The sequence below is a fragment of the Micromonospora globbae genome, assembly GCF_003610785.1.
GTDB classification, from domain to species: Bacteria; Actinomycetota; Actinomycetes; order Mycobacteriales; family Micromonosporaceae; genus Micromonospora; species Micromonospora globbae.
The window spans coordinates 336566-356981 of the sequence record NZ_RAQQ01000001.1; the positions used below are offsets into that span (position 1 = coordinate 336566).

A 20416-nucleotide genomic window follows, 5' to 3' on the forward strand; every position below is an offset into this window, starting at 1 on the left:
CGGCACGTCCTGCCTCCCGTGACGGGGCGGGTCAGGCCGCAGCGGGCACCGCGGCGTTCTTCTCCGGGTTCACCATCCACAGCACGTGGTCGATGCCCTCGGTCGAGGCGCTGACCGTCAGGAGCCCGTACACCTCGCCGCCGCGCCACAGCACGGCCGAGGTGCGGCCGTTCGTGCTGGCCCACCGCACCTCGACGCCGTCCCAGAACCAGCGGATCGCCGCCAGGTACTTCGCCACCCGCGCCACGCCCACCAGCCGGCGGCGCGAGACGCCCACCCTGCCGTTGCCGTCGGCGATGTTGGTCACGTCCGCCGCGAAGAGCCGCTCCAACTCGGCGAGGTCGCCGGAGCGGGCGGCCGCGACGAACGTGGCGAGCAGTTCCCTCTGCGCGGCCGGGCTCACCGGCGTACGCCGCTGTTCCGTCATGTGGCGGCGCGCCCGGCTGACCAGCTGGCGCACCGCCGGTTCGGTGGACCGCAGGATGTCGGCGATCCGCGCGTACGGGTAGTCGAACGCCTCCCGCAGGACGTACGCGGCGCGCTCGTGGGGCGTGAGCCGCTCCATGAGCAGCAGCGCCGCGAACTCCAGGGCCTCGTCGCGCTCGGCGCCCAGGTAGGGGTCCGCGCCCGTGTCGACGGGTTCCGGCAGCCACGGTCCGACGTACGTCTCACGCCGCACCCGCGCCGACCGCAGCGCGTTGATGGCCAGGCGGGTGGTCGTGGTCGCCAGGAACGCGGCCGGGTTGACGACCGCCGTCCGGTCGGTCGCCTGCCACCGCAGCCACACCTCCTGCACGAGGTCCTCGGCCTCGGCGGCGCTGCTGAGCATGCGGTACGCGATCCCGAACAGGCGTGGCCGCAGGCTCGTGAAGACCTCCGCGGCCTCCGTGAGGTCGCCCGCGCCGTCCCGCGCGCGATCCGCAGCGGATTCCTCCATCGCCCCCCCGTCCGACCCCGTCGCGCCTGCCGTCACGTCCGCCCGCGGCGCCCCGCCGCCCGGCGACCCGCCGCGGACTCAGCCGCCGGTGGAGCCGGTGGAGCCGGTGGCCTCGACGATCGACACGGGAGTGCCCAGCTCGACGGTGCGGGAGACGGTGCAGAGCCGATCGTGCGACTGCTGCAGGGACCGGGGCAGCGCCTCGCGCGCCCGGTCGCCGTCCGCGCCCTCGGGGAACGCCACGGTGAACGTGACCGTGAGGTTCGTCATCCGGTTGCCCCCGGTCTCGTCCCGGATCTTGTCACCGGTGACCTCGACGGAGAACCGGGTCGGCTCGGCGCGGCGGCTGGTGATGTGATCCACGTCGATCGCCGTGCAGCCCCCGATGGCCGCCAGCAGCAGCTCCACCGGGGTGAAGCTGCCGTCCTCGCCCGCGCCCATCGACACGGAGCCGCCGCGGACGTTCCGCACGACGTAGTTCCCCAGGCTGGTGCGCTCGATCTCCACCGAACGGAGCGTGTCCTCACTCATGGCAGGCACGCTACCCGGACGATCCGATGCCCGAGACACCGCGACCGGCGAGGGTCGGACCGGCCCGGGGGGACGCGTCCGCCGGCCCCCTTGGCGTACGCTGGCGCTCGACTACTACAGCCCGTCGTTCTCGAACCGGGCCACGGAGGTGTCAGGGTGACCGACGACGACGCGGACGTCACGGCGTGGGCCCTCGCTGCCGGCAGGGGTGACCGGGAGGCGTGCGCCCGGTTCGTCCGGGCGACCCAGCAGCGCGTCCACCGGTTCCTGTCGGCGCTGGTCCCCCCGTCGGAGGCGACCGACCTGACACAGGAGACGTACCTGCGGGCGGTGCGGTCGCTGCCGTCGTTCGCGGCGCGGTCGTCGGCGGTGACGTGGCTGCTCGCCATCGCGCGGCGGGTCGCCGTCGACCACGTCCGCGCGGCCACGTCCCGGCCCCGCACCGTGCCGATGGCCGACGAGTACGACGCCCCGGACGCCCAGCGGGAGGGGTTCGACCGGGAGGTCGTGCTGGAGCAGCTCATCGCGGCGTTGCCGGCGGACCGGCGGGAGGCGTTCGTGGCGACCCAGATCCTCGGGCTGTCCTACGCCGAGGCGGCACAGGTGTGCGACTGCCCCGTCGGCACCATCCGCTCCCGCGTCGCCCGGGCCCGTGAGGATCTGGTCGCCGCCGTGAACGGCCGATCGGTGTCGCACCGGCGGGCACCGGGCAGCGCCGCGGGCTGAAGCGCCGCTGACCTGCGCCTATTTCCACTCCCCCGGGAACCAGGAGGGCCCGCTGACCGACTACCGGTACATGGGGTGCGAGCAGTGGCGTGAAATCCTGTCGGCGCAACTCGACGGCGAGGCGACCGCCGCCGAGCAGGCCGGAGTCGAGAGCCACCTCGACGGATGCGCCGGCTGCCGTGAGTGGCTGGACCGGGCCGCGGCGGTGACGCGCCGTTCCCGGCTGACCCTCACCGGTCAGGGCCCCGACCTCACCGCCGAGATCCTCGCCGCGCTGCCGGCGCCCGCCCCCCGTCGTCGTGGCCTGCGGGCGCACGTCGTGTTGACGCTGCGGGGGCTGCTGGGGCTGATCGGCGCCCTCCAACTGGTGCTGGGGCTGGCGCAGGTCGGCCGGAGCCCGGCCGCCGGGCACGACCATTCCGGCGGGCTGATGTCGGGGCACCTCTGGCACGAGTCGGCGGCGTGGAACATCGCCGTCGGCGCCGGATTCCTGTTCGTGGCGGCTCGGCGTACCCGGCCGACCGGGCTGGTGCCGATGTTGAGCGCGTTCGTGGGCACGCTCGTCCTGCTGTCGATCAACGACCTGCTCCTCGGCCGGGTCGACGTCACCCGCCTGGTGAGCCACGGTTTCCTGCTCAGCGGCTACCTGGTGGTCGTCGCGCTGTCCCGGCCGCGCCGGCAGCCGGACGACCCGCGGACGGGCGATCGCGGTGACCGGCCAGGCTGGCGGCTGCGGGTCGACGAGACGTCGGAGCAGCCCTCGGCACCGCTGCGGCTCGCCCCGCCGTACCCCGGTGAGGCGCGCACCCGCGACTCGCGGGCCGCCTGAGCCGCAGCGGCGCGGGACTCACCGGGCGGGAACGACCGGGGACCGCACCACCGGTGCGGCCCCCGGGCTGGTGTCACTTGGCGAGGAAGGCCAGCAGCGCTTCGTTGACCTCGGCGGCGTGCGTCCAGAGCAGACCGTGCGGGGCACCGGGGATCTCCACGTACTCGGCCTGCGGCAGCCGCTTGTGGAACTCCCGGGCGGTGGCGTCGATCGGCAGGATGTTGTCCGCGGTGCCGTGCAGGATCAGCGCCGGCACGTCGATCTTGTCGATGTCGGCCCGGAAGTCGGTGACCCACGTCGGCACGGCGGCGCTCGAGGCGTACCAGGAGGCGCCGGCGGCCACGTTCCAGCTGTTGCGCAGGGCTTCCTCCGAGAGCCGGCTGCCCAGGTTCTCGTCCGTGTTGTAGAAGTCGCGGTAGAAGTTTGTGAAGTAGGCGTACCGGTCGGCGGTGACGGCGGCGAGGATGCCGTCGAAGACCTCCTGCGGCACGCCGGTCGGGTTGTCCTCGGTCTTGAGCAGGAACGGCTCCAGCGAGGCGAGGAAGGCTGCCTTCGCGATGCGGGCCGAGCCGTACCGGCCGAGGTAGCGGGCGACCTCGCCGGTACCCATGCTGAAGCCCACGAGCACGACGTCGTTCAGGTCGAGCGTCTCCAGCAGGGTGTTCAGGTCGGCGGCGAAGGTGTCGTAGTCGTAGCCGACGGTCGGCTGGCTGGACTGGCCGAAGCCCCGCCGGTCGTAGGTGATGACGCGGTAGCCGGCGTCGAGCAGGACCGCGCTCTGCTTCTCCCAGGAGTGCCCGTCGAGGGGGTAGCCGTGGATGAGCACGACCGGCTGTCCCTGGCCGTGGTCCTCGTAGTAGAGGTCGATGCTGGTGCTGTTCTCGGTCCCGACAGTGATGTACGGCATGACGCCCTCCCGTGGCAGGTGCAGAGAACGCCCGTTCTCCGCTTCCGTGACGTAGCCTAGAGAACGGACGTTCTCAGCGCCAGTCCCCCGCGCTCTCCGCGCCGTGAGCGTCGTCACCCCCAGCCGCAGAGGAGGAGGAACCGTGCCGGCACAGGCCGACGAGGTGATCCGCGAGAAGGTGCTGACCGTCGCCGACCGGCTCTACTACCGCCGGGGAATCCAGGCGGTCGGCATGGACGCCCTACGGGCCGAGGCGGGCGTCTCGCTGAAACGCCTCTACCAGCTCTTCCCCTCGAAGGAACACCTCGTCGAGGAGGTCCTGCACCGCCGGCGCCAACTCTGGAACGGGCTCGTCGAGGCCGCCGTGGCGACCGGCGGAACCCCCCGCGACCGGCTGCTCGCCATCTACGACATGCTGGCCCGCTGGTTCGACGAGGACGACTTCCGCGGCTGCGTGTTCATCAACACGTTCGGCGAGCTGGGCGCCACCACGCCGCGGATCGCCGGGCTCGTCCGCGAGCACAAGGCCGAGTTCCAGGCGCGCGTTGCCCAACTCGTCGCCGAGGCCGGCGGGCCTCCGTCACTCGCCTTCCAGCTCGCCATCCTCGCCGAGGGAGCGCAGACCACGGCCGCCATCGCCGGAACGAGCGAGGCCGCCGGTCACGCCCGCGACGCCGCCGCCACGCTCATCGACTCCGTCCTGGCCGCCACCGCGACGGACTGAGCACGGGCACCGGCCCGACGACCAGCCGCGCGCCCCGCGACGGGCGGGGTCAGCGCCGACGCGGCGTGATGAGCCCCGACTCGTACGCCCACACGACCAGCTGGGCACGGTCGCGGCAGTGCAGCTTGGTCATCGCCCGGTTGACGTGGGTCTTGGCGGTCAACGGGCTGATCACCATGCGCTCGGCGATCTCGTCGTTGCTCAGTCCCCGCGCCACGAGCTCGACGATCTCCTGCTCGCGGGCGGTCAGCACGTCGCGCCCGGCCGCCGGGTCGGCCGGCGGCGGGCCGGCGACGAACTCGCTGATGAGCGTCCGGGTGACCGCCGGGGCGAGCAGGGCGTCACCGCGCGCCACCACCCCGACGGCCTGCAACAGGTCGGTGGGGTCCGCGTCCTTGAGGAGGAAGCCGCTCGCGCCCGCCCGGAGCGCCGCGAAGACGTAGGAGTCGAGCCCGTAGTTGGTGAGGATGAGCACGCGGACCGCCGCCAGGTCGGGAGCGTCCGCGATGCGCCGTGTCGCCTCAATGCCGTCGAGCCCCGGCATCTGCACGTCCATCAGCACGACGTCCGGACGCAGGCGACGGGACAGGTCGACGGCCGACGCGCCGTCGGCGGCCTCACCGACCACCTCCAGGCCGTCCTCCGCGTCGAGCAGCGCCCGGAACCCGGCCCGCATGAGGGCCTGGTCGTCGGCGAGCAGGACGCGGATCACGCCCGCGCGCTCGGTCACGCGGCACCGTCCAGCGGGAACGTCGCCCGCACCGCGAACCCGCCACCGTCGCGGGCGGCGGCCTGGAGCGTGCCGCCCAGCCCGGTGACCCGCTCGCGCATGCCGCGCAGGCCCACACCCGGTGTCACCGGCCGGACCGGCGACGCCTGGCCGTCGTCGGTCACCGAGACGGTCAGCTGCGCCGGGCCGTACTCGATGTGGATCTCGGCGGTGGCCGGGCCGGCGTGGCGGGCCACGTTGGTCAGGGCCTCCTGGACGACGCGGTACCCGGCCTGGTCGACGTCGGCGGGCAGGTCGCGGGGCTGGCCGGTGACGGTCACCTGCACCGGCACGTTGGCCGCCCGGGTCCGCTCGACGAGTTCGCCCACCCAGGCCAGCCCGACACGCTCCCCGTCGGAGGGTGCGCGCAGGACGTCGAGCGTGGCCCGCAGCTCCCGCATGGCGGCGGCGCTGGCCTCCTGGATCGCCAGCAGCGCGGCCGACGGTTCCTCGCCGTGCTTGCGGGCCAGGTGCACGGCGATCCCGGCCTGCACCTTGATCACGGAGATGCTGTGGGTCAGCGAGTCGTGCAGGTCCCGGGCGATGCGCAGGCGCTCCTCCCCGGCACGGCGCAACGCCATCTCCTCACGGGTGCGTTCGGCCTCGACGGCCCGCTTCTCGACCTGTTCCAGGTACGCCCGGCGCTGCCGCGCCACGAGGCCCGCGACGTTGGCCGCCACGAACCAGCCCAGCAGCAGGGCGGTGCGCTCGACGATCTGCTGCCCGGGCCGTCCGGCGGGCGCGATCGAGACGTCGCGGGCCAGGAAGCCGCCGAGGAACACGACGCTGGCCAGCAGGGCGGGCGCGCGCCGGCCGAGCCAGGCGGCCATGTAGACGGTGGCGAGCACGGGGAACGCCGCGGTCACGCCTGCGTGCACCCGGACGTGCAGGGCCAGCATGGCGGCGGTCACCACCGCCAGCGCCGCCACGGGGTACCGCCGGCACACGGCGAGGGCCGCGGCCATCGCCAGGACGAGCACGACGTCGAGCGCCCGCACCGGCCCGGCGTCCGGCGTGAGGGCGGCGTTCGCCAGCAGGAGGACACCGAGGAGGAGGCCGCCGAGGGCGTACGGCAGATCGCGGCGCATGATCGCACTGTAGAACGGCCGTCACCAGGGAGCATCCCGCGGACGCGGTAGATGCGGCGTACCGCGGACGTGGTATCGGCGGCCGGGCAGGTGCCTGCGGTGGCACGACGCTTTCCCGGCCCGCCGCGACGAGCATCGAGCCCATGACATATCGCTTCTTCTCCCCGGCGAAGCCGTCGGCGGCGACCGGGCTCACGGCGAAGGTCTACCAGCAACTGCGGGACGAGTTCCTCGGGCCGGCGCCCACCTTCCAGGCGCTCGCGGCCGCGCCGGAGGTGATGGCCGCGACCTGGGCCCTGATGCGCGAGTCGCTGCTCGCCGGTGACGCGTCCCGGGTCGAGCGGGAACTGGTCGCGGCGGCGGTGTCCCGGGCCAACCGCTGCCGGTTCTGTGTGGACGCGCACGTGATGCTGCTGCACGCGCTGGGCGAGCACGCGCTGGCCGAGGTGATGGCCCGCGGTACGACGCCACCGGAGCCGGTCCACGCCGAGCTCGCCGCCTGGGCCGCGGCCAGTCGAACCCCCTGGTCCACCGACTGGACCAGCCCCTACCGCCCCGAGGTCACGGGCACCCTGCTCGCCTTCCACTTCATCAACCGGGTCGTCTCGGCGCTGCTCGACCCGGACCTGCTGCCCGGTGGCCTGCAACGCTCCTCCGTGGTGCGGTCGGTCGGGGGCCGGCTCTACGCCCGGACCGTCCGGGAGCCGAAGGAGCCCGGACGCAGCCTGCCGCTCCTGGACGGCGGCACGACCGCGCCGGCGTGGGCCGGAGACAGCCCGGTCGGCGTCGCGTACGCGTCGTTGCGGGACGTCGCCACGCGGGGCGGCGACCTGCTGGGTGACCTGGCGCGCCAGACCGTCACGGCCACCGTGCGCTGGGAGGACGGGCGATGGCCGGAGCGGCCCACCGAGTGGGCCGCCGACCTGCTCCGGGACGTGCCCGGCGAGGACCGCGTGGGTGCGCGCATCGCGTTGCTGTCGGCGTTCGCGCCCGCCGCCATCCGCCCGGCCGACGTCGCGCTCTGGCGACTGTCCCACCCGGCCGACGCCGACCTCGTGCGGCTGGTCGCCTTCGGCGCGATCACGGCCACCGACCACGTCGCCCAGGCCCTGTCCCCGGCCCATCTCTAGGAGGTCAACCATGCGCAAGGCCCTCGTCGTCGTCACGACCGTGTCGCTCTTCGCGTACGTCCTGCAGTTCGTCTTCGCCGCCGTGGGCGCGTTCACGAAACCCGCGGGCGACGGCGCGTTCGCGCTGCACAGCGTCACCGGGATGGCGGTCATCCCCGCCCTCACCCTGCTCACCGTCCTGTTCGCCGTCCTGGCGAAGGCGCCGGGCCGGCTCGTCGGGCTGGCGCTCCTGCCCCTCGGTCTCGTCGTCCTCCAGGCGCTCATCGCCATGCTCGCGAACTCGTTGACCGACGCGTCGGGCGGCAGCACGCCGTTCGGCCTGACCGTGGCCGGGCTGCACGCGCTCAACGGAATCATCGCGGTGCACGTCGTGGTCGCCGTCCACCAGGGCGCGCGGAAGCTGGCCCAGCCGGCGCCGGTGGCCGCCACCCGGGTGGCCGTCCGGGAAGGGGAACCGGCGTGAGCATGGGCTCGCTGATCGCGGCCGACCTCGTGATCGCGGTCCTCGCGGCCGCCGGGTGGCTGGGCGGCGGCGCCGCGGCGGCCGCCCGGCGACGGCTGCTCGCGCTGGCACTCGCCGGCTTCGCGCTGCTCGCCACGGTCGGGCGCGCGGTCACGGTCACCGCGCTCGCCCGCGCCGGCTGGTGGTTCGCGGCGGAGAAGGTGCTCATCGCCGGCCCGCTCACGCTCGCGGCGGTGGCCGTCGCCGTCCCGCGGCTGCTGCGCGCCGGCGACATCCGGTCCGTCGCGGTCCCGCTCCTCTTCGCCGGGTACGCCGGAAGCGGCGCCCTGCTCGTGACGGTCCTGCACGGATACCCGGCGTCGGCGGGCGCGGGTCTGCTCACCGTCGCCGGGGTCCTCGCGGCGACCGCCGTCTCGTGGCGCGTCCTCGGGGCACGCCCATCGGGGACGGTCTCCCGGACGGCCGTCGCGGTGGCCGTCGGGGCGCTGGTGACCGGGACCGGCCTGGCCGTCGCACCGGCCGCCGCTCCCGCCGTGACCCACGACCACCGGTACGAGGCCGCGCCGGAGGTCGGCGAACCCACCCGACGGTTCACCCTCACCGCCGGAACCGCGACGGTGCGGGTGAGCGGGCGGGACGTCGAGGCGTGGGCCTTCAACGGGCAGGTTCCCGGGCCGGAGCTGACCGCCACCGTCGGGGACGTCCTGGAGGTGACGCTGCGCAACCGGGACATCGGGCGGGGCGTCACGCTGCACTGGCACGGGTACGACGTGCCGAACAGCCAGGACGGGGTGCCCGACGTGACGCAGGACGCGGTGCTGCCCGGACAGGAGTTCGTGTACCGGTTCCGCGCCGACCAGGTCGGGACGTACTGGTACCACACCCACTCGGTGTCCGACGTGGGCGTGCGGAAGGGTCTCTACGGCGTCCTGGTGGTGCGCCCGGCGCCGGCGACCGGCGTCGACGTCACCGTGCCGGTCCACACGCTGGCCGGCCTTCCGCTGCCGGCGCCCCGGACGGAGCCGGTCGGGGCGGGGACGCCGGTGCGGCTGCGGTTGATCAACACCGACAGCACCACCCACCGGTACGCCCTGGCCGGCACCCCGTTCCGGGTCGCCGCGATCGACGGGTCGGACCTGCGGGGGCCGACGCCGCTCGCGGACACCGCCGTCCTGATCCCGGCCGGTGGCCGCTACGACCTGGTGTTCACCGCACCCGCCACACCGGTGGCGCTGTTCGTCGACGGGCGGGCGGTCTACTCGACCGGACCGGTGTCGGCGGAGACCGACGCGTGGCCGGTGCTGGACCCGCTCACCTACGGCGTCGCCGCCCCGGTGCCGTGGTCGCGGTTCGACAAGGAGTTCCCCCTCGTCCTCGACCGCGGCCTCGACCTGCACGGGCTGCTCCCCCGGTACGCCCACACCGTCAACGGGGCCGCCGACCCGGACATCCCGACCCAGGTCGTACGCCGCGGCGACGTCGTCCGGTTCACGATCGTGAACCGGTCACTGGTGGTGCACCCGTGGCACCTGCACGGCCACCACGTCCTGGTGCTGTCCCGCAACGGGAAGCCGGCGACGGGGAGTCCCCTGTGGCTCGACTCCTTCGACGTACGCCCCGGTGACGTCTGGGAGGTGGCGTTCCGGGCCGACAACCCCGGCACCTGGGCCAACCACTGCCACAACCTGCCGCACGCCGACGCCGGCATGATGCTGCACCTCACGTACTCGTGATCCCCGGCCGGGCGGGGGATCGGGTCAGCCGGGTGTCCACGCGAAGTGCGCCGTGGCGGCGACGGCGAGGGCGAGGAAGGCGACGGGGAAGGCGATGTTGTGGAACACCCGGGCGCGGACGTGGGCGAGGACCGCGCCGACGAAGAACGCGACGAGCCCGACGGCGGCGGCCAGCCCGACGGGACGCGGTCCGAGGAGGCCGACCACCAGGCCGACGACCCCGGCTCCCTCGAGTGTCGCCAGGTACGGGATCCACCCCGGCGCGACGCCGACCTCGGTGGAGTTGCGCACCACGAACCGCGCCCGGACCGCCTTCGCCGCCACCTCGAACGCGTTGGCGAGGATGCACAGGACGGTCCCGGCGAGCGTGACGGTCGTCACCGCGCGTACCTCCGCAGCACGTGGAGGGTCTGCGGCGGCACCGGGGCGCCCGCCCAGTCCGCGACCCGGGAACGGAACTCCCCCGCCGCGCGGATGCCGAGGAGCGGGTTGGCCGCGCCGTCCGGGAGCCGGAGCGTCAGCAGGAACTCGGGGCCGTCGCCGACCCGCGCCGCGGTGTACTCGATGCCGGCCGGCCCGGCCTCCTCGACCGCGGCGAACAGGTGCCGGATGGCCTCCTCCACCTCGGGCACCCGTTCGGCGGGGGCGGTGAATCGGACGATCTGTACACTCATCGGTGCCTCCGTGTGCGCTCGTTCGTCGGATGTCTTCCCTCTCGCCCTCCTGACGCTCGGCACGCACGAAAGGTGACCCCACCGTGGATCTCGTTGAGCACTTCGAGGCTTCCCGGCCGCGGCTGCTGTCGCTCGCCCACCGCATCGTGGGCTCGCACCACGACGCCGAGGACGCGGTGCAGACCGCCTGGCTGCGCGCGCAGTCGGCCGACCCGGCGCAGGTGACCAACCCGGACGGGTGGTTCACGGCGGTGACCGCACGGCTGTGTCTGGACCTGCTCCGGGCCCGCCGCCGCCGCGGAGAGGTGCCGCTCACGGCCGACGACGTCCCCGGCGAGCAGATCGCCGTCGACGAGGCGTTCCTCCGTCGCGAGGAGGTGTCGCGGGCCCTGCTCGTCGTCCTCGGCGAGCTGTCCCCCCGGCAGCGGGTGGCCTACGTCCTGCACGACCTGTTCGCCGTGCCGTTCGACCAGGTGGCGGCGGTGCTCGACACGACAGCGGCCTCGGCGAAGAAGCTCGCCAGCCGCGCGCGGCTCCGGCTCGAAGGCGCCGGCCCGGCGGACCCGGGGCGGCTCGGGAAGGAGACCGACGTCGTGGACGCCTTCCTCGCGGCCGCGCGCGGCGGCGACATCGCGCGGCTCGTCACGCTCATGGCACCCGACGTCGTCCGTACGGCGGACCGGCGTCTGCTTCCCGCCGGTGCGCGGGCGGTCGTCCGGGGCGCCCGGGCGGTCGCGGAGGAGACCCGCGCCTTCGTGGACCGCATCGCCTCCGCCGTTCCGGTCGTCGTCGAGGGCCGCCCGGGAGCGCTGATCGCGCCCGGCGGGCACCCGTACGCGCTGATCCGGATCCGCGTCCGGGACGGGCTGGTCACCGGGATCGGCATCGCCCCCTACGAACCCGGCGTCGTGTCCCTGCCGGCGGCCGGCTGACCACCCGGGCGGCGGGACGGGTGACGCCCCGACCTCCCGGGTGCGGCGTGGGTCAGGCCGTGCGGCGGGAACGGGCCGTGGCGAGCCAGCCGAGGGCCACGGCGACCAGGCCGATCGCGAGGGCGACGAACCCTCCGACGATCCCGTAGCCGGTGCCGGGCCCGCCGTCGGCGGCGGCCACCACGATCCCACCGATGGCCATGCCGACCAGCCCCGCCGTGAGGGCCACCATGCCTCCTCGCCGTCCCGTGCCGGCACCGCGGGCGGACCGGGCCAGGGCCAGGCCACCGACGACCACGCCGGCCAGCGCCACCAGTGCGGCCACGCTGCCGGCGAGCCGCCCGGCGGTCAGGGTGTAGGCGTCGACGGCCGCCGGCTCGGCCGAGACGTACGCGACCGCGGGCCGGGCGAGCCCGGCGGCGCCGGTCAGGACTGCGGCGGACAGATGGTGGACGGACATGTGCTGCTCCTCTTCTCCCAGGACGGGTGCCGTCTGATCGTCTCCGCGGGTCCGTCCCCTGTCGTCCTGCCGGCGCGGTCACTTCCCGGTGCCGCGTGCGGCGTACCCGGCTGCCACGGATGCGGTAGGGGGCGCGGCGCTACTGCGGACGCGGTACCCGGCGGTCGTCCGTCGGCAGGAGTCACGCGAGGACGGATACGGCTAGGGTTCGCGCATGGGCAGGGGACGCGTCGGTGTCAGCGACTGGGCCATCGCCGTCGGCGTGGCCGCGATCCTCCTGGCCACCGGGCTGTCCGGGCACCGTCCCGCCACCGGCGTCGACGTGCTCGGTTCCGCGCTGCTGGCGGCCGGCGGCCTGGCGCTGCTCGCGCGCCGCCGCGCTCCGGTTCCCGTTCTGGCCGTCACCGGGCTGTGCGCCGTGGGCTATCAGGCGGCCGGGTTCGACGTGCCGGCCGTGGCGTACCTCGTGGCGGTCTACGCCGCCGTGCGGAAAGGCCGGCGCACCGCCACGGTGGTCGTGAGCGTGCTGATGCTGGCCGCTCTCCCCCTCGCGGCGATGGCCTCCGGCCTGCACGACACGGGCGAGGCGTTCGCGCGGGCCCGGGGTGCCCTGGAGCTGGCGTGGCTGATCGCCGCGGGGGCGGCGGGCGAGGCGCTGCGCCAGGCCGAGCGCCGCGCCGACGAGGCCGAGCGCACGCGCGAGGAGACCGCGCGGCGACGCGCCAACGAGGAGCGGCTGCACATCGCGCGGGAGCTGCACGACTCGCTCACCCACCAGATCTCCGTCATCAAGGTGCAGGCCGAGGTCGCCGTCCACCTGGCACAGAAGCGGGGCGAGCAGGTGCCGGAGGCCCTGCTGGCGATCCGGGAGGCCGGCCGTGAGGCGGCCCGGGAACTGCGGGCGACCCTGGAGGCGCTGCGCGACGACGACAAGAACCCGCCGCGGGGACTCGACCAGGTTCCGGAACTCGTGCGACGGGCCCGGACGGCCGGCCTGGACGCGAAGCTCACGATCGAGGGCCACCGCAACGACGTGCCGTCCGCGGTGGACCGCACGGCCTACCGGATCGTGCAGGAGTCGCTGACCAACGTCGCCCGTCACGCCGCGGCGGCGACGGCGTGGGTACGGATCGACTACCGTCCCGACGCTCTGGTCATCCGGGTCGACGACGACGGCACGGCCACGTCGGACACCACGCCGGTGCCCGGTGTCGGGCTGCTCGGGATGCGGGAACGCGTCACCGCCCTCGGCGGTCGCCTGCGCGCCGCGCCGCGCCGCGAGGGCGGCTTCACCGTCCAGGCCGAGCTTCCCGTGGACGCGTCGTGATCCGTGTCCTGCTGGTCGACGACCAGCCGCTCATCCGCAGCGGATTCCGGGCGCTCCTGGAGGTCGAGGACGACATCGAGGTGGTGGCCGAGGCGGCCGACGGCGGCGAGGGCGTGGCGCTGGCGCGGCGACATCTGCCCGACGTCGCGCTCATCGACGTGCAGATGCCGGTCGTCGACGGGATCGAGGCGACCCGACGCATCGCCACCGACCCGGCCCTCGCCTCGGTGCACGTCGTCATCCTCACCAACTACGGCTTCGACGAGTACGTCTTCAGGGCGCTGCGCGCCGGCGCGGCCGGGTTCCTCGTGAAGGACATCCAGCCGGAGGACTTCCTGCACGCCGTGCGGGTGGCCGCGCGCGGCGACGCCCTGCTCGCACCGTCGATCACCCGGAAGCTGATCAACCGGTACGTCACCCAGCCGGTCGACGCCGCCGCGAGCAGGACCCTGGAGGGGCTGACCAACCGGGAGCGCGAGGCGGTGGCCCTGGTCGCGCAGGGCCTGTCCAACGACCAGATCGCCGAGCGCATGGTCATCAGCCCGACGACCGCGAAGACCCACGTCAACCGGGCCATGGCCAAGCTGCGCGCCCGCGACCGCGCGCAGCTCGTGGTCCTCGCCTACGAGTCCGGTCTCGTGGCGCCCCGAAGCCGCTGAGGCCCCTCTCTCCCCGTAGGCCACCCGGTGGTCACGAAGGTGTCGTCGGGACTCGCCGGCGACACCTTCATGACCCGGCGGGGTCTCCACCGTCGGGGCGCAGGTCGGTCCTCGCCGCGCCGTTCGACGGGTCGTACGGGTAGGAGAGGTGCTGGTGCACCATCAGCCAGGCGCCGTTCCTGCGCTGGAAGACCCGGGTGCCACGCGACCAGCTCTCCACGGTGGGAGGGCCGGTCACCCGCATGTGGTTGAGACCCCACGCGACGGCCAGGTCGCCGTCGACCAGGATGGTCAGGTCGGGGACGCGCCAGGTGACGGTGCCGTCGCCGGACGCTGCGAGGCCGGCCTCGCAGACCTCGCGTACGGCCTGGACGCCGTCGTACCGCAGGGGCTGCTCGTGCTCGTAGGAGACGACGTCGTCGGCGATGGCGGCCATCAGGCCGTCGAGGTCCTTGGCCGCCGTGCTGTCGAACCAGCGCTCGTGCAGCAGGCGGAGGTCCTGCTCGGCGGCGTGGGCGCCGTCGGCCGTGGCGGCGGGCGTGACGAGGGGGAACGAGTGGTGCTCGTGGGTGACCACCCACCGGCCGTCCCGCTTGCGCAGGCCGAGGGTCAACCGCAGCCGGTTCTGCGGGTCGTCGGCGAGGTCCTGGTCGGTGCCGCAGCGCAGCAGGGCGTACGCGAAGGCGACCTCGTCGCCGGCGGTGACCTCCAGTGACTCGATCTCGAACGACGCGCCCCCGGCCTGCCACCGGAAGAACGGGAGCCACGTCTCGCGGTATGCGTCGAGGCCGCGCACGCCCTCGTACGGCGGCGGCACGTCGAACATCACGATGTCCTCGGCATGGTCGGCGAGGACACCGGCGAGGTCGCCGCCGTGCACGGCCTCGGCCCAGCGCTCGATCAGGGTGCGGATCTGTTCCTCGTTGGTGGGCATGCGCTGCTCGGTCCTTCCGGGTCGGTGTGTCCGTCAGGACTACAACCCGGGCCGGCGCGGAAAATCATCGCGTGGGCGGGGCGGGCGGTCAGGGCAACCGGACCGGCAGCCCGAAGGCGGCGAAGTCGGCGTCGAGGAACGACACCACCTCGGCCACCCGCGGGCCGCGGAGCGCGAGCACGTCGAGGCCCGCCGGGACGTACGCGCCCCGCTCGTCGTTCCACAGGTACGTGCCGAACGCGAGCTGCCCGTTGGCCCGCGCCGGCAGGAAACGCCAGCGGTGCCGCCGCACCGCGTCGTCCAGGAACCGGCGGATCCCGTCGTGGCCCGCGTACCACACCCGCAGCGGCGGCATCGAGTACCGGGCGTCCTCGGTCAGCATCGCCACGATGGCGTCGACGTCACCGGCCTCCCACGCGGCCACGTAACGCCGCGCCAGCTCCCGCTGGGCGGCGTCGCCGAGGGAGCGGAGGGTCCGCTGCTGGCTCGCTTGCGGAAGCCTCACGGCGAGCACCGCGCGGGCCCGCTGGAGGGCGCTGTTGACGGCGGCGACCGTGGTGCCCAACAGGTCGGCGACCTCGCCGGCGGCGTAGCCGAGGACGTCGCGCAGCAGCAGGACGGCCCGGTGCCGGGCCGACAGGTGCTGCAGGGCGGCGACGAACGCCAGCTCCACGCTCTCCCGCGCCACGACGCGCGCCTCCGGGCTCAGCTGCGCCGTCCAGCCCATGAGCCGATCCGGGTACGGCTCCAGCCACGCCACCTCGGCCGAGGGCACACCGGCCGGGTTCAGGTCGGTGGGCAGCTCGCGGCGCCCCCGCCGCTCGATGATCGTCAGCGACCGGTTCGTCGCGATCCGGTAGAGCCACGGACGGATCGACGCGTGGTCCTCCAGCCGCCCCAGGTTGCGCCACGCCCGGTCCAGGGCGTCCTGGATCGCGTCCTCGGCGTCGTGGACCGACCCGAGAAGCCGGTAGCAGTGGGCCCGCAGTTCGTCCCGCAACGGCCCCACGAGACGGCCGAAGGCGTCGCCGTCACCCGCCTGCGCGGCGGACAGCAACCGCGCCGCCTCCGACACGTCCACCCGGCCCGGGCTGCTCCCACGATCCGCGCTCACCCCCGCCAGGCTACGTCGACCCTCCGACGTCGGACGGGCGGCACGGCGGCGCTCAGTCCGTCGACTCGGCCGGCAGGCTGTCCATGAACGAGCTGACCGAGAAGACCGCCCGGCCCGGTCCGGGCGGACCGTACCCGGGCGGGCTGGACAGGCCGTTGGCCTCCATGGTCGCGCGGTACACCTCCAGCAGCCGGATGTGGTACTCCAGCGGCGCGCCCTGCGGGTTCGCCCGGCCGAGCGGGGTGGTCGGCTCGGGGCACCAGGTGGTGAACCGCGGGGTGATCCCCCGCGACATGAAGTACTGAAGGCCCTCCGCGGTCGAGTCGATGGCCTCGTCCACGCTGGTGAAGCCGTGCGGGGCCGCCATCTCGACGCCGGCGACAAAGTTCGGGATGACGTTGCGCGGGCCGAAGACCTCGGCCGATTCGAGGATGCGGCGGTGCCACTCCTCCCGGCCCACGTACCGCTCCTTGCCCGGGCAGTACAGCTCGAACAGCCGCTTGTCCCACACCTCGTAGTTCGGGTGGTAGATCCGGATCCCGTAGTCGTGGAAGCGCTGCACGTCCTCCCGTGGCAACGCCTGGGCGACCACCTTGCCGATCCACCGGCCCGGGAACCGCTCCTCGATCGCCTGCGCGTAGCGGCCGTAGAAGTCCGCCTCGGCCAGCCCGTCGACCTTCGAGGTGATGCTGCCGCCGGTCAGCGTGTACGCCTGGGAGGCGCGGGCCGTGTCGTACCGGTCGATGATCGCCAGCGCCTCGAGGACCTCGTCGACCGGCTTGACGCCCGTGTACGGGCGGCCGGCCTTCTTGTGCTGGCGCCAGTTGTGGTTGATGTCGCAGTACTGGCACTCCTCCTTGGCGCCGAAGTACTGGCAGACCCGGAACACGGTCAGGTAGATGAGGTAGCCCCACTGGATGGTCGGCGCCACCTCCATGACCGACTTGCCGTTGGCGAGCGTGTGCCGGTAGTAGTCCGGCATCGGGGGCAGGCCCACCTCGGCGATCGCCCGCCCGTCGAGGAACAGCCTCAGCCGGCCGTCCTCGTCCGGCTTGACCCGGTACGGCGAGTCGGGGTTGGTGCGGACCGACACGACCGTGCGGCGCAGCTCGTAGGGGCCGCCGGTGAGCACGATCTCCTCCGGCGGCCGGCGCAGGGCGGCGGCGCCCAGTTCGGGCAGCGTGCGGTGGTCGAACGAGAAGATGAAGTACGACTTGGGCTTGACCTCGCCGTTCTCGTTGTCGGTCAGCGCAGAGTCGTCGAAGGCCAGGCCGCCGCGCAGCAGGTCCTCCTTGATCACCGCTTCACGGGGCACGTGGGGGAAGCGCCCCATGAGGTCCTCGATGAGATCCGTACGCGACTGCATGCGCCCTCCCCGTGTCGGTTGTTCGCCGCGCCTGGCGACGGCGTGAGACCGGGCGGGGAACTCCCCGGGGACCGCCTCGGCAGCCAACCCGCCTGGCTCGGCAGTGACGGCTCCTGTGGCGTGCAGGGGCCGTCGCGAGGCATTTCGGGCCTGGAAGGCCCGCGTTCGAGAGATGTCGACCGTACCACTCCCGTTCGGGCACGTTCGGCGGACTGAGATCCACTTCACGGGGGTTGACCTCAAGTGACGTTCAGGTATTAACGTCCGGATGTTGCCCCCGGCGTGGGAGCCGGCGCCCCACGGGCGTCGACGCCGCCCGCCGCTCCCCGCCACCGTCGGAAGAAGGATGAATCTGATGCGACTGCCACGCCTCTTCACCCCGCGCACCGTGACGAGCGCCCACTGCGACCTGCCCTGCGGTGTCTACGACCCGGCTCAGGCGAGGATCGAGGCCGAGTCCATCAAGGCGATCTGCGAGAAGTACCAGGCCAACGACGACCCGGAGTTCCGGACGCGGGCCCTGCTCATCAAGGAGCAGCGGGCCGAGCTGGTCAAGCACCACCTCTGGGTGCTGTGGACCGACTACTTCAAGGCGCCGCACTTCGAGAAGTACCCCCAGCTGCACGGCCTCTTCAACGAGGCCACCAAGCTGGCCGGCGCGAGCGGGGCCAAGGGGTCCGCGGACCCGGAGGTGGCGGACCGCCTGCTCGCGAAGATCAACGAGATCGCGGAGATCTTCTGGGAGACCAAGCAGGCCTGACGGCCACGGGGCCGGCCGGGCGGTGACGCCGCCGGCCCGCTGGGTGGGCGGTGGCACCTCGGAGGTCGGGGTGCCGCCGCCCGCCGCCGCGTTGGCCGGGAGCCGGCCATTCTCCGGCCGTGGCGTTCGCCGGAGCCCGGGCCCGGCCCGCTCGCCCGCCGGTCCCGGCCGACCGCGGCGGACCGCCGACCAGTCGGCGGTCGAGCCGGAGCACGGCGACGAGTCAATGGTCAGCGACATCGAGATGTGTCAAGTTGGCGACACTTCGCCGATGCCACGGCCGCCGTGCCGGCTAATACGATAGGCGCATGTCACCAAAGGTCTCGATTGTCGCCACGGACCGCCACCGCGATCCTGGCCCGCGGCCGGGCGCCGACGTGACCTTTCTTCCGCTCGCCGAGGACGGCGACGTCGGGATCTACCCCGACTCCACCCCGGCCCTGATCCAGGAACTGCGGGCCGCGGGGCTCGCCGTCGACACCTGGCATCCTGCCACGGAATGCGATTTCGTCTCGTCACGCGGTCTGGTGACCGACACGCTGCTGCAGATCGGCGTCGGGATCGGCTCCTCCGCCGGCTGGTACGCCCTCCAGTCGCTGCTGCGCCGGCGGGGCGGCCAGCTCAGCGTGCGGGCGATCCTCGACGACGGTGCCCAGCGACGACGCGTGGAGGTGACCGGAGAGGCGGCCGACGTCGTCGAGGCGCTGGAACGGCTCGACCCGTTCGCGTCGGAGCGGCCCTGATGGCGCCGGCCGCAGTGCCCCGCCGAGGCCCCGCCGGTGAGCGATCAGATGAGGGCCGTGCGTGAGGCCCCGCGGCGCTATTCGCCAGCTGTAGCGGAGGAACGCCGCCGACTCGTCGGACAGATCGCCGCCGTGATGGAGGCGTCGTCGGTCATCCGCGATCCCAACAGCCGGCAGCTGCTGCTCCAGGAACTGGGCCACGCGCTGGGCGGCGCCCTGGGCTACCGGGAGCTGGGCCTGCTCCGGCCGCAGATCGTGGAGCTGGTGACGGTGTGCGTGGACCGCCCGGGCGGGCTGCGCTGCCTCGTCGAGTGTCTGGAGCTGCTCGAACCCGGCAGCGAGCAGACCGTCGCGCTCCTCCAGCTGGCCGACGAGTGGCAGGTCGTCGAGTTGTTCGCCGACTACGACCTGCCCTGGCTGCGCGGCGTGCTGTCCGCCGTCGAGGTCACCGGCGACCTGCGCCGGTTCGTCGCCGAGGTCCGCGCGACGCCGGCCCCGCCCTGGTGCCGGACGGCCTGGGACCTGTTCGCTCATCTCGCGTCCGCGAACTCGCACGGTGAGGTGCCGCCGTGGCTGCCGTTGCTGGACAGGGTGGCCACCGTCGTGCCGCAGGCGTCGCTCGACCGGCTCCGCGAGCTGGTCGCGCGACTGGCGAAGGACTGGGGTGTCGCGGATCAGGTCGAGGAGTCCGCGTCCAGCCCTCCGCCGCCGGCCGGCACGGCCTATCTCGTGATCCAGTTCGAGAAGTACGGCGGCGACGACGACACGTACATCATGTCGCACTGGTATCAGTGGGCGTCGGCGGTGTGGCAGCCGATCCGCGGGGAGGACCGCCACGTCCCGTACGGCGACCTCGAAGCGGCCGTCGACCAGGTCATCGACGAGACCGAGCGCCGCTGGGCGGACCAGGCCGGCGCGGTGACCATCGAGTTCGTCCTTCCCTGGCAGCTGATCAACGAGCCCGTCGACACCTGGCGCAAGGAACTGCACTCCCTGATGCCGAGTCCGCTGACCGCCGAGTACCCCCTGGTGATCAGAAGCCTGGAGCGCCTGCGCGCCAGCCGGTGGCACCGGGTCTGGCGCAGCCGCTGGCACAGCCTCGCCAGCCGCGACAGCGAGGGGTGGCCGCCGGTCCACTGCGCGTCCCGGCACCATGCCGACGTCCAGCTCGAGGCGACCCTCAAGCGGGACAGCGGCGTCGTCGTCCTGGTGCTCAGCGAGTCCCCGACCGCGGGCAGTGTCGGTGAGCGGCAACTGCTCGTCGGGCTGCGGTCCGGGGTGCCGGCGATCATCTGGCACCGCAACGCATCGTCCACAGAGGAACTGTGCCAGACTGTTGCGTCGATGATCGGCGATCGGGCGTCGGGCCCCGGAGTGACCGAGCTTCCCCACCGTGCCGCGCACCTGCGGCAGCAGGCGTGGAGTGAGGACCCCAAGGGCCTGGACCAGCACATCGGGCACGGCTTCGTGATCTTGTTCGACGATCCGGATCGGCAGCCGGGCGGGGCGGTTTCCGTCGACGGCGACAGGCGAAAGGTCCTTGCATGAGCGGCAACGGTCACGGGACGTGGATCGCCGCCGGCCGGCGTCCCGATGGGACGGGCGGAGGG

The 20416-nt window shown here is 73.6% G+C and carries 23 protein-coding genes; 12 read left to right on the forward strand and 11 right to left on the reverse strand.

Annotated features, from left to right (window positions below; genetic code table 11):
• Positions 1-31 precede the first annotated feature (31 nt).
• Positions 32-937 carry a sigma-70 family RNA polymerase sigma factor gene (locus D7I43_RS01410; RefSeq protein ID WP_120326494.1) on the reverse strand — a complete coding sequence of 302 codons (906 nt, stop codon included), beginning with the start codon at positions 935-937 and terminating at the stop codon, positions 32-34.
• Between the two features lie 78 nt (positions 938-1015).
• Positions 1016-1468, reverse strand: a complete 453-nt coding sequence (locus D7I43_RS01415; RefSeq protein ID WP_120326495.1) for an OsmC family protein — start codon at positions 1466-1468, stop codon at positions 1016-1018.
• Between the two features lie 156 nt (positions 1469-1624).
• On the opposite strand from D7I43_RS01415, the gene D7I43_RS01420 reads away from it, so the two are divergent.
• Both D7I43_RS01420 and D7I43_RS01425 read left to right on the forward strand, forming a co-directional pair.
• A complete protein-coding gene (locus D7I43_RS01420) occupies positions 1625-2194 on the forward strand; it encodes a sigma-70 family RNA polymerase sigma factor (protein WP_120326496.1) in 570 nt (189 codons plus the stop codon).
• A gap of 70 nt (positions 2195-2264) precedes the next feature.
• Positions 2265-3023, forward strand: a complete 759-nt coding sequence (locus D7I43_RS01425) for a zf-HC2 domain-containing protein (protein WP_120326497.1) — start codon at positions 2265-2267, stop codon at positions 3021-3023.
• 73 nt (positions 3024-3096) lie between these two features.
• Here D7I43_RS01425 and D7I43_RS01430 read toward each other — a convergent pair whose 3' ends face one another.
• Complete coding sequence (locus tag D7I43_RS01430; protein ID WP_120326498.1) at positions 3097-3930, reverse strand: alpha/beta fold hydrolase; 834 nt, start codon at positions 3928-3930, stop codon at positions 3097-3099.
• A gap of 142 nt (positions 3931-4072) precedes the next feature.
• Between D7I43_RS01430 and D7I43_RS01435 the strand changes: the two genes are divergently transcribed.
• Complete coding sequence (locus D7I43_RS01435; RefSeq protein WP_120326499.1) at positions 4073-4654, forward strand: TetR/AcrR family transcriptional regulator; 582 nt, start codon at positions 4073-4075, stop codon at positions 4652-4654.
• A gap of 49 nt (positions 4655-4703) precedes the next feature.
• Here the strand turns inward: D7I43_RS01435 and D7I43_RS01440 are convergent, their stop codons facing one another.
• Both D7I43_RS01440 and D7I43_RS01445 read right to left on the reverse strand, forming a co-directional pair.
• Entirely contained in the window at positions 4704-5366 is a 663-nt protein-coding gene (locus D7I43_RS01440; RefSeq protein ID WP_120326697.1) for a response regulator, read from the reverse strand.
• 14 nt (positions 5367-5380) lie between these two features.
• Complete coding sequence (locus tag D7I43_RS01445; protein WP_120326500.1) at positions 5381-6511, reverse strand: sensor histidine kinase; 1131 nt, start codon at positions 6509-6511, stop codon at positions 5381-5383.
• Positions 6512-6654: 143 nt separating this feature from the next.
• Here D7I43_RS01445 and D7I43_RS01450 point away from each other — a divergent pair, with 143 nt between their 5' ends.
• From D7I43_RS01450 to D7I43_RS01460, 3 genes are read left to right on the forward strand one after another with little or no spacing between them, the layout of a single operon-like run.
• Positions 6655-7641, forward strand: coding sequence for a carboxymuconolactone decarboxylase family protein (locus D7I43_RS01450; protein WP_120326501.1), 987 nt, complete (start codon positions 6655-6657; stop codon positions 7639-7641).
• Between the two features lie 10 nt (positions 7642-7651).
• The gene (locus D7I43_RS01455) at positions 7652-8104 is read left to right on the forward strand and encodes a DUF6220 domain-containing protein (RefSeq protein ID WP_120326502.1); all 453 of its coding nucleotides are present in this window, start codon (positions 7652-7654) and stop codon (positions 8102-8104) included.
• 2 nt (positions 8105-8106) lie between these two features.
• Positions 8107-9837, forward strand: coding sequence for a multicopper oxidase family protein (locus D7I43_RS01460; RefSeq protein ID WP_240032758.1), 1731 nt, complete (start codon positions 8107-8109; stop codon positions 9835-9837).
• 24 nt (positions 9838-9861) lie between these two features.
• On the opposite strand, the gene D7I43_RS33160 is transcribed toward D7I43_RS01460, so the two are convergent.
• Both D7I43_RS33160 and D7I43_RS33165 read right to left on the reverse strand, forming a co-directional pair.
• Entirely contained in the window at positions 9862-10218 is a 357-nt protein-coding gene (locus tag D7I43_RS33160) for a DoxX family protein (protein WP_204985120.1), read from the reverse strand.
• On the reverse strand, positions 10215-10511 hold the full coding sequence (locus tag D7I43_RS33165; RefSeq protein ID WP_204985121.1) for a hypothetical protein: 297 nt from the start codon (positions 10509-10511) through the stop codon (positions 10215-10217). The genes D7I43_RS33160 and D7I43_RS33165 overlap by 4 nt, the downstream gene beginning before the upstream one ends.
• Before the next feature lie 83 nt (positions 10512-10594).
• Between D7I43_RS33165 and D7I43_RS01470 the strand changes: the two genes are divergently transcribed.
• Entirely contained in the window at positions 10595-11443 is an 849-nt protein-coding gene (locus tag D7I43_RS01470; protein WP_120326504.1) for a sigma-70 family RNA polymerase sigma factor, read from the forward strand.
• Between the two features lie 52 nt (positions 11444-11495).
• Here the strand turns inward: D7I43_RS01470 and D7I43_RS01475 are convergent, their stop codons facing one another.
• Positions 11496-11903, reverse strand: coding sequence for a DUF6223 family protein (locus tag D7I43_RS01475; RefSeq protein ID WP_120326505.1), 408 nt, complete (start codon positions 11901-11903; stop codon positions 11496-11498).
• A gap of 214 nt (positions 11904-12117) precedes the next feature.
• Between D7I43_RS01475 and D7I43_RS01480 the strand changes: the two genes are divergently transcribed.
• The gene (locus D7I43_RS01480; protein ID WP_120326506.1) at positions 12118-13230 is read left to right on the forward strand and encodes a sensor histidine kinase; all 1113 of its coding nucleotides are present in this window, start codon (positions 12118-12120) and stop codon (positions 13228-13230) included.
• Positions 13227-13889, forward strand: a complete 663-nt coding sequence (locus D7I43_RS01485; RefSeq protein ID WP_120326507.1) for a response regulator — start codon at positions 13227-13229, stop codon at positions 13887-13889. Before D7I43_RS01480 ends, D7I43_RS01485 begins: the two co-directional genes overlap by 4 nt.
• Before the next feature lie 67 nt (positions 13890-13956).
• On the opposite strand, the gene D7I43_RS01490 is transcribed toward D7I43_RS01485, so the two are convergent.
• The 3 genes from D7I43_RS01490 to D7I43_RS01500 all read right to left on the reverse strand — a co-directional run bounded on the left by D7I43_RS01490 (position 13957) and on the right by D7I43_RS01500 (position 17303).
• Positions 13957-14823, reverse strand: coding sequence for a YybH family protein (locus D7I43_RS01490; RefSeq protein ID WP_120326508.1), 867 nt, complete (start codon positions 14821-14823; stop codon positions 13957-13959).
• An 88-nt stretch (positions 14824-14911) separates the two neighbouring features.
• Entirely contained in the window at positions 14912-15898 is a 987-nt protein-coding gene (locus D7I43_RS01495) for a sigma-70 family RNA polymerase sigma factor (RefSeq protein ID WP_240032759.1), read from the reverse strand.
• Between the two features lie 91 nt (positions 15899-15989).
• A complete protein-coding gene (locus D7I43_RS01500) occupies positions 15990-17303 on the reverse strand; it encodes a radical SAM protein (RefSeq protein ID WP_120326509.1) in 1314 nt (437 codons plus the stop codon).
• A gap of 355 nt (positions 17304-17658) precedes the next feature.
• Here D7I43_RS01500 and sodN point away from each other — a divergent pair, with 355 nt between their 5' ends.
• The 3 genes from sodN to D7I43_RS01515 all read left to right on the forward strand — a co-directional run bounded on the left by sodN (position 17659) and on the right by D7I43_RS01515 (position 20354).
• Positions 17659-18063 (forward strand): superoxide dismutase, Ni, encoded by a 405-nt coding sequence (sodN, locus tag D7I43_RS01505; RefSeq protein WP_120326510.1) that lies wholly within the window; start codon positions 17659-17661, stop codon positions 18061-18063.
• A gap of 377 nt (positions 18064-18440) precedes the next feature.
• Positions 18441-18806, forward strand: a complete 366-nt coding sequence (locus D7I43_RS01510; protein ID WP_120326511.1) for a hypothetical protein — start codon at positions 18441-18443, stop codon at positions 18804-18806.
• 57 nt (positions 18807-18863) lie between these two features.
• Entirely contained in the window at positions 18864-20354 is a 1491-nt protein-coding gene (locus tag D7I43_RS01515) for a VMAP-C domain-containing protein (RefSeq protein WP_147427219.1), read from the forward strand.
• The last annotated feature ends 62 nt before the right edge of the window (positions 20355-20416 follow it).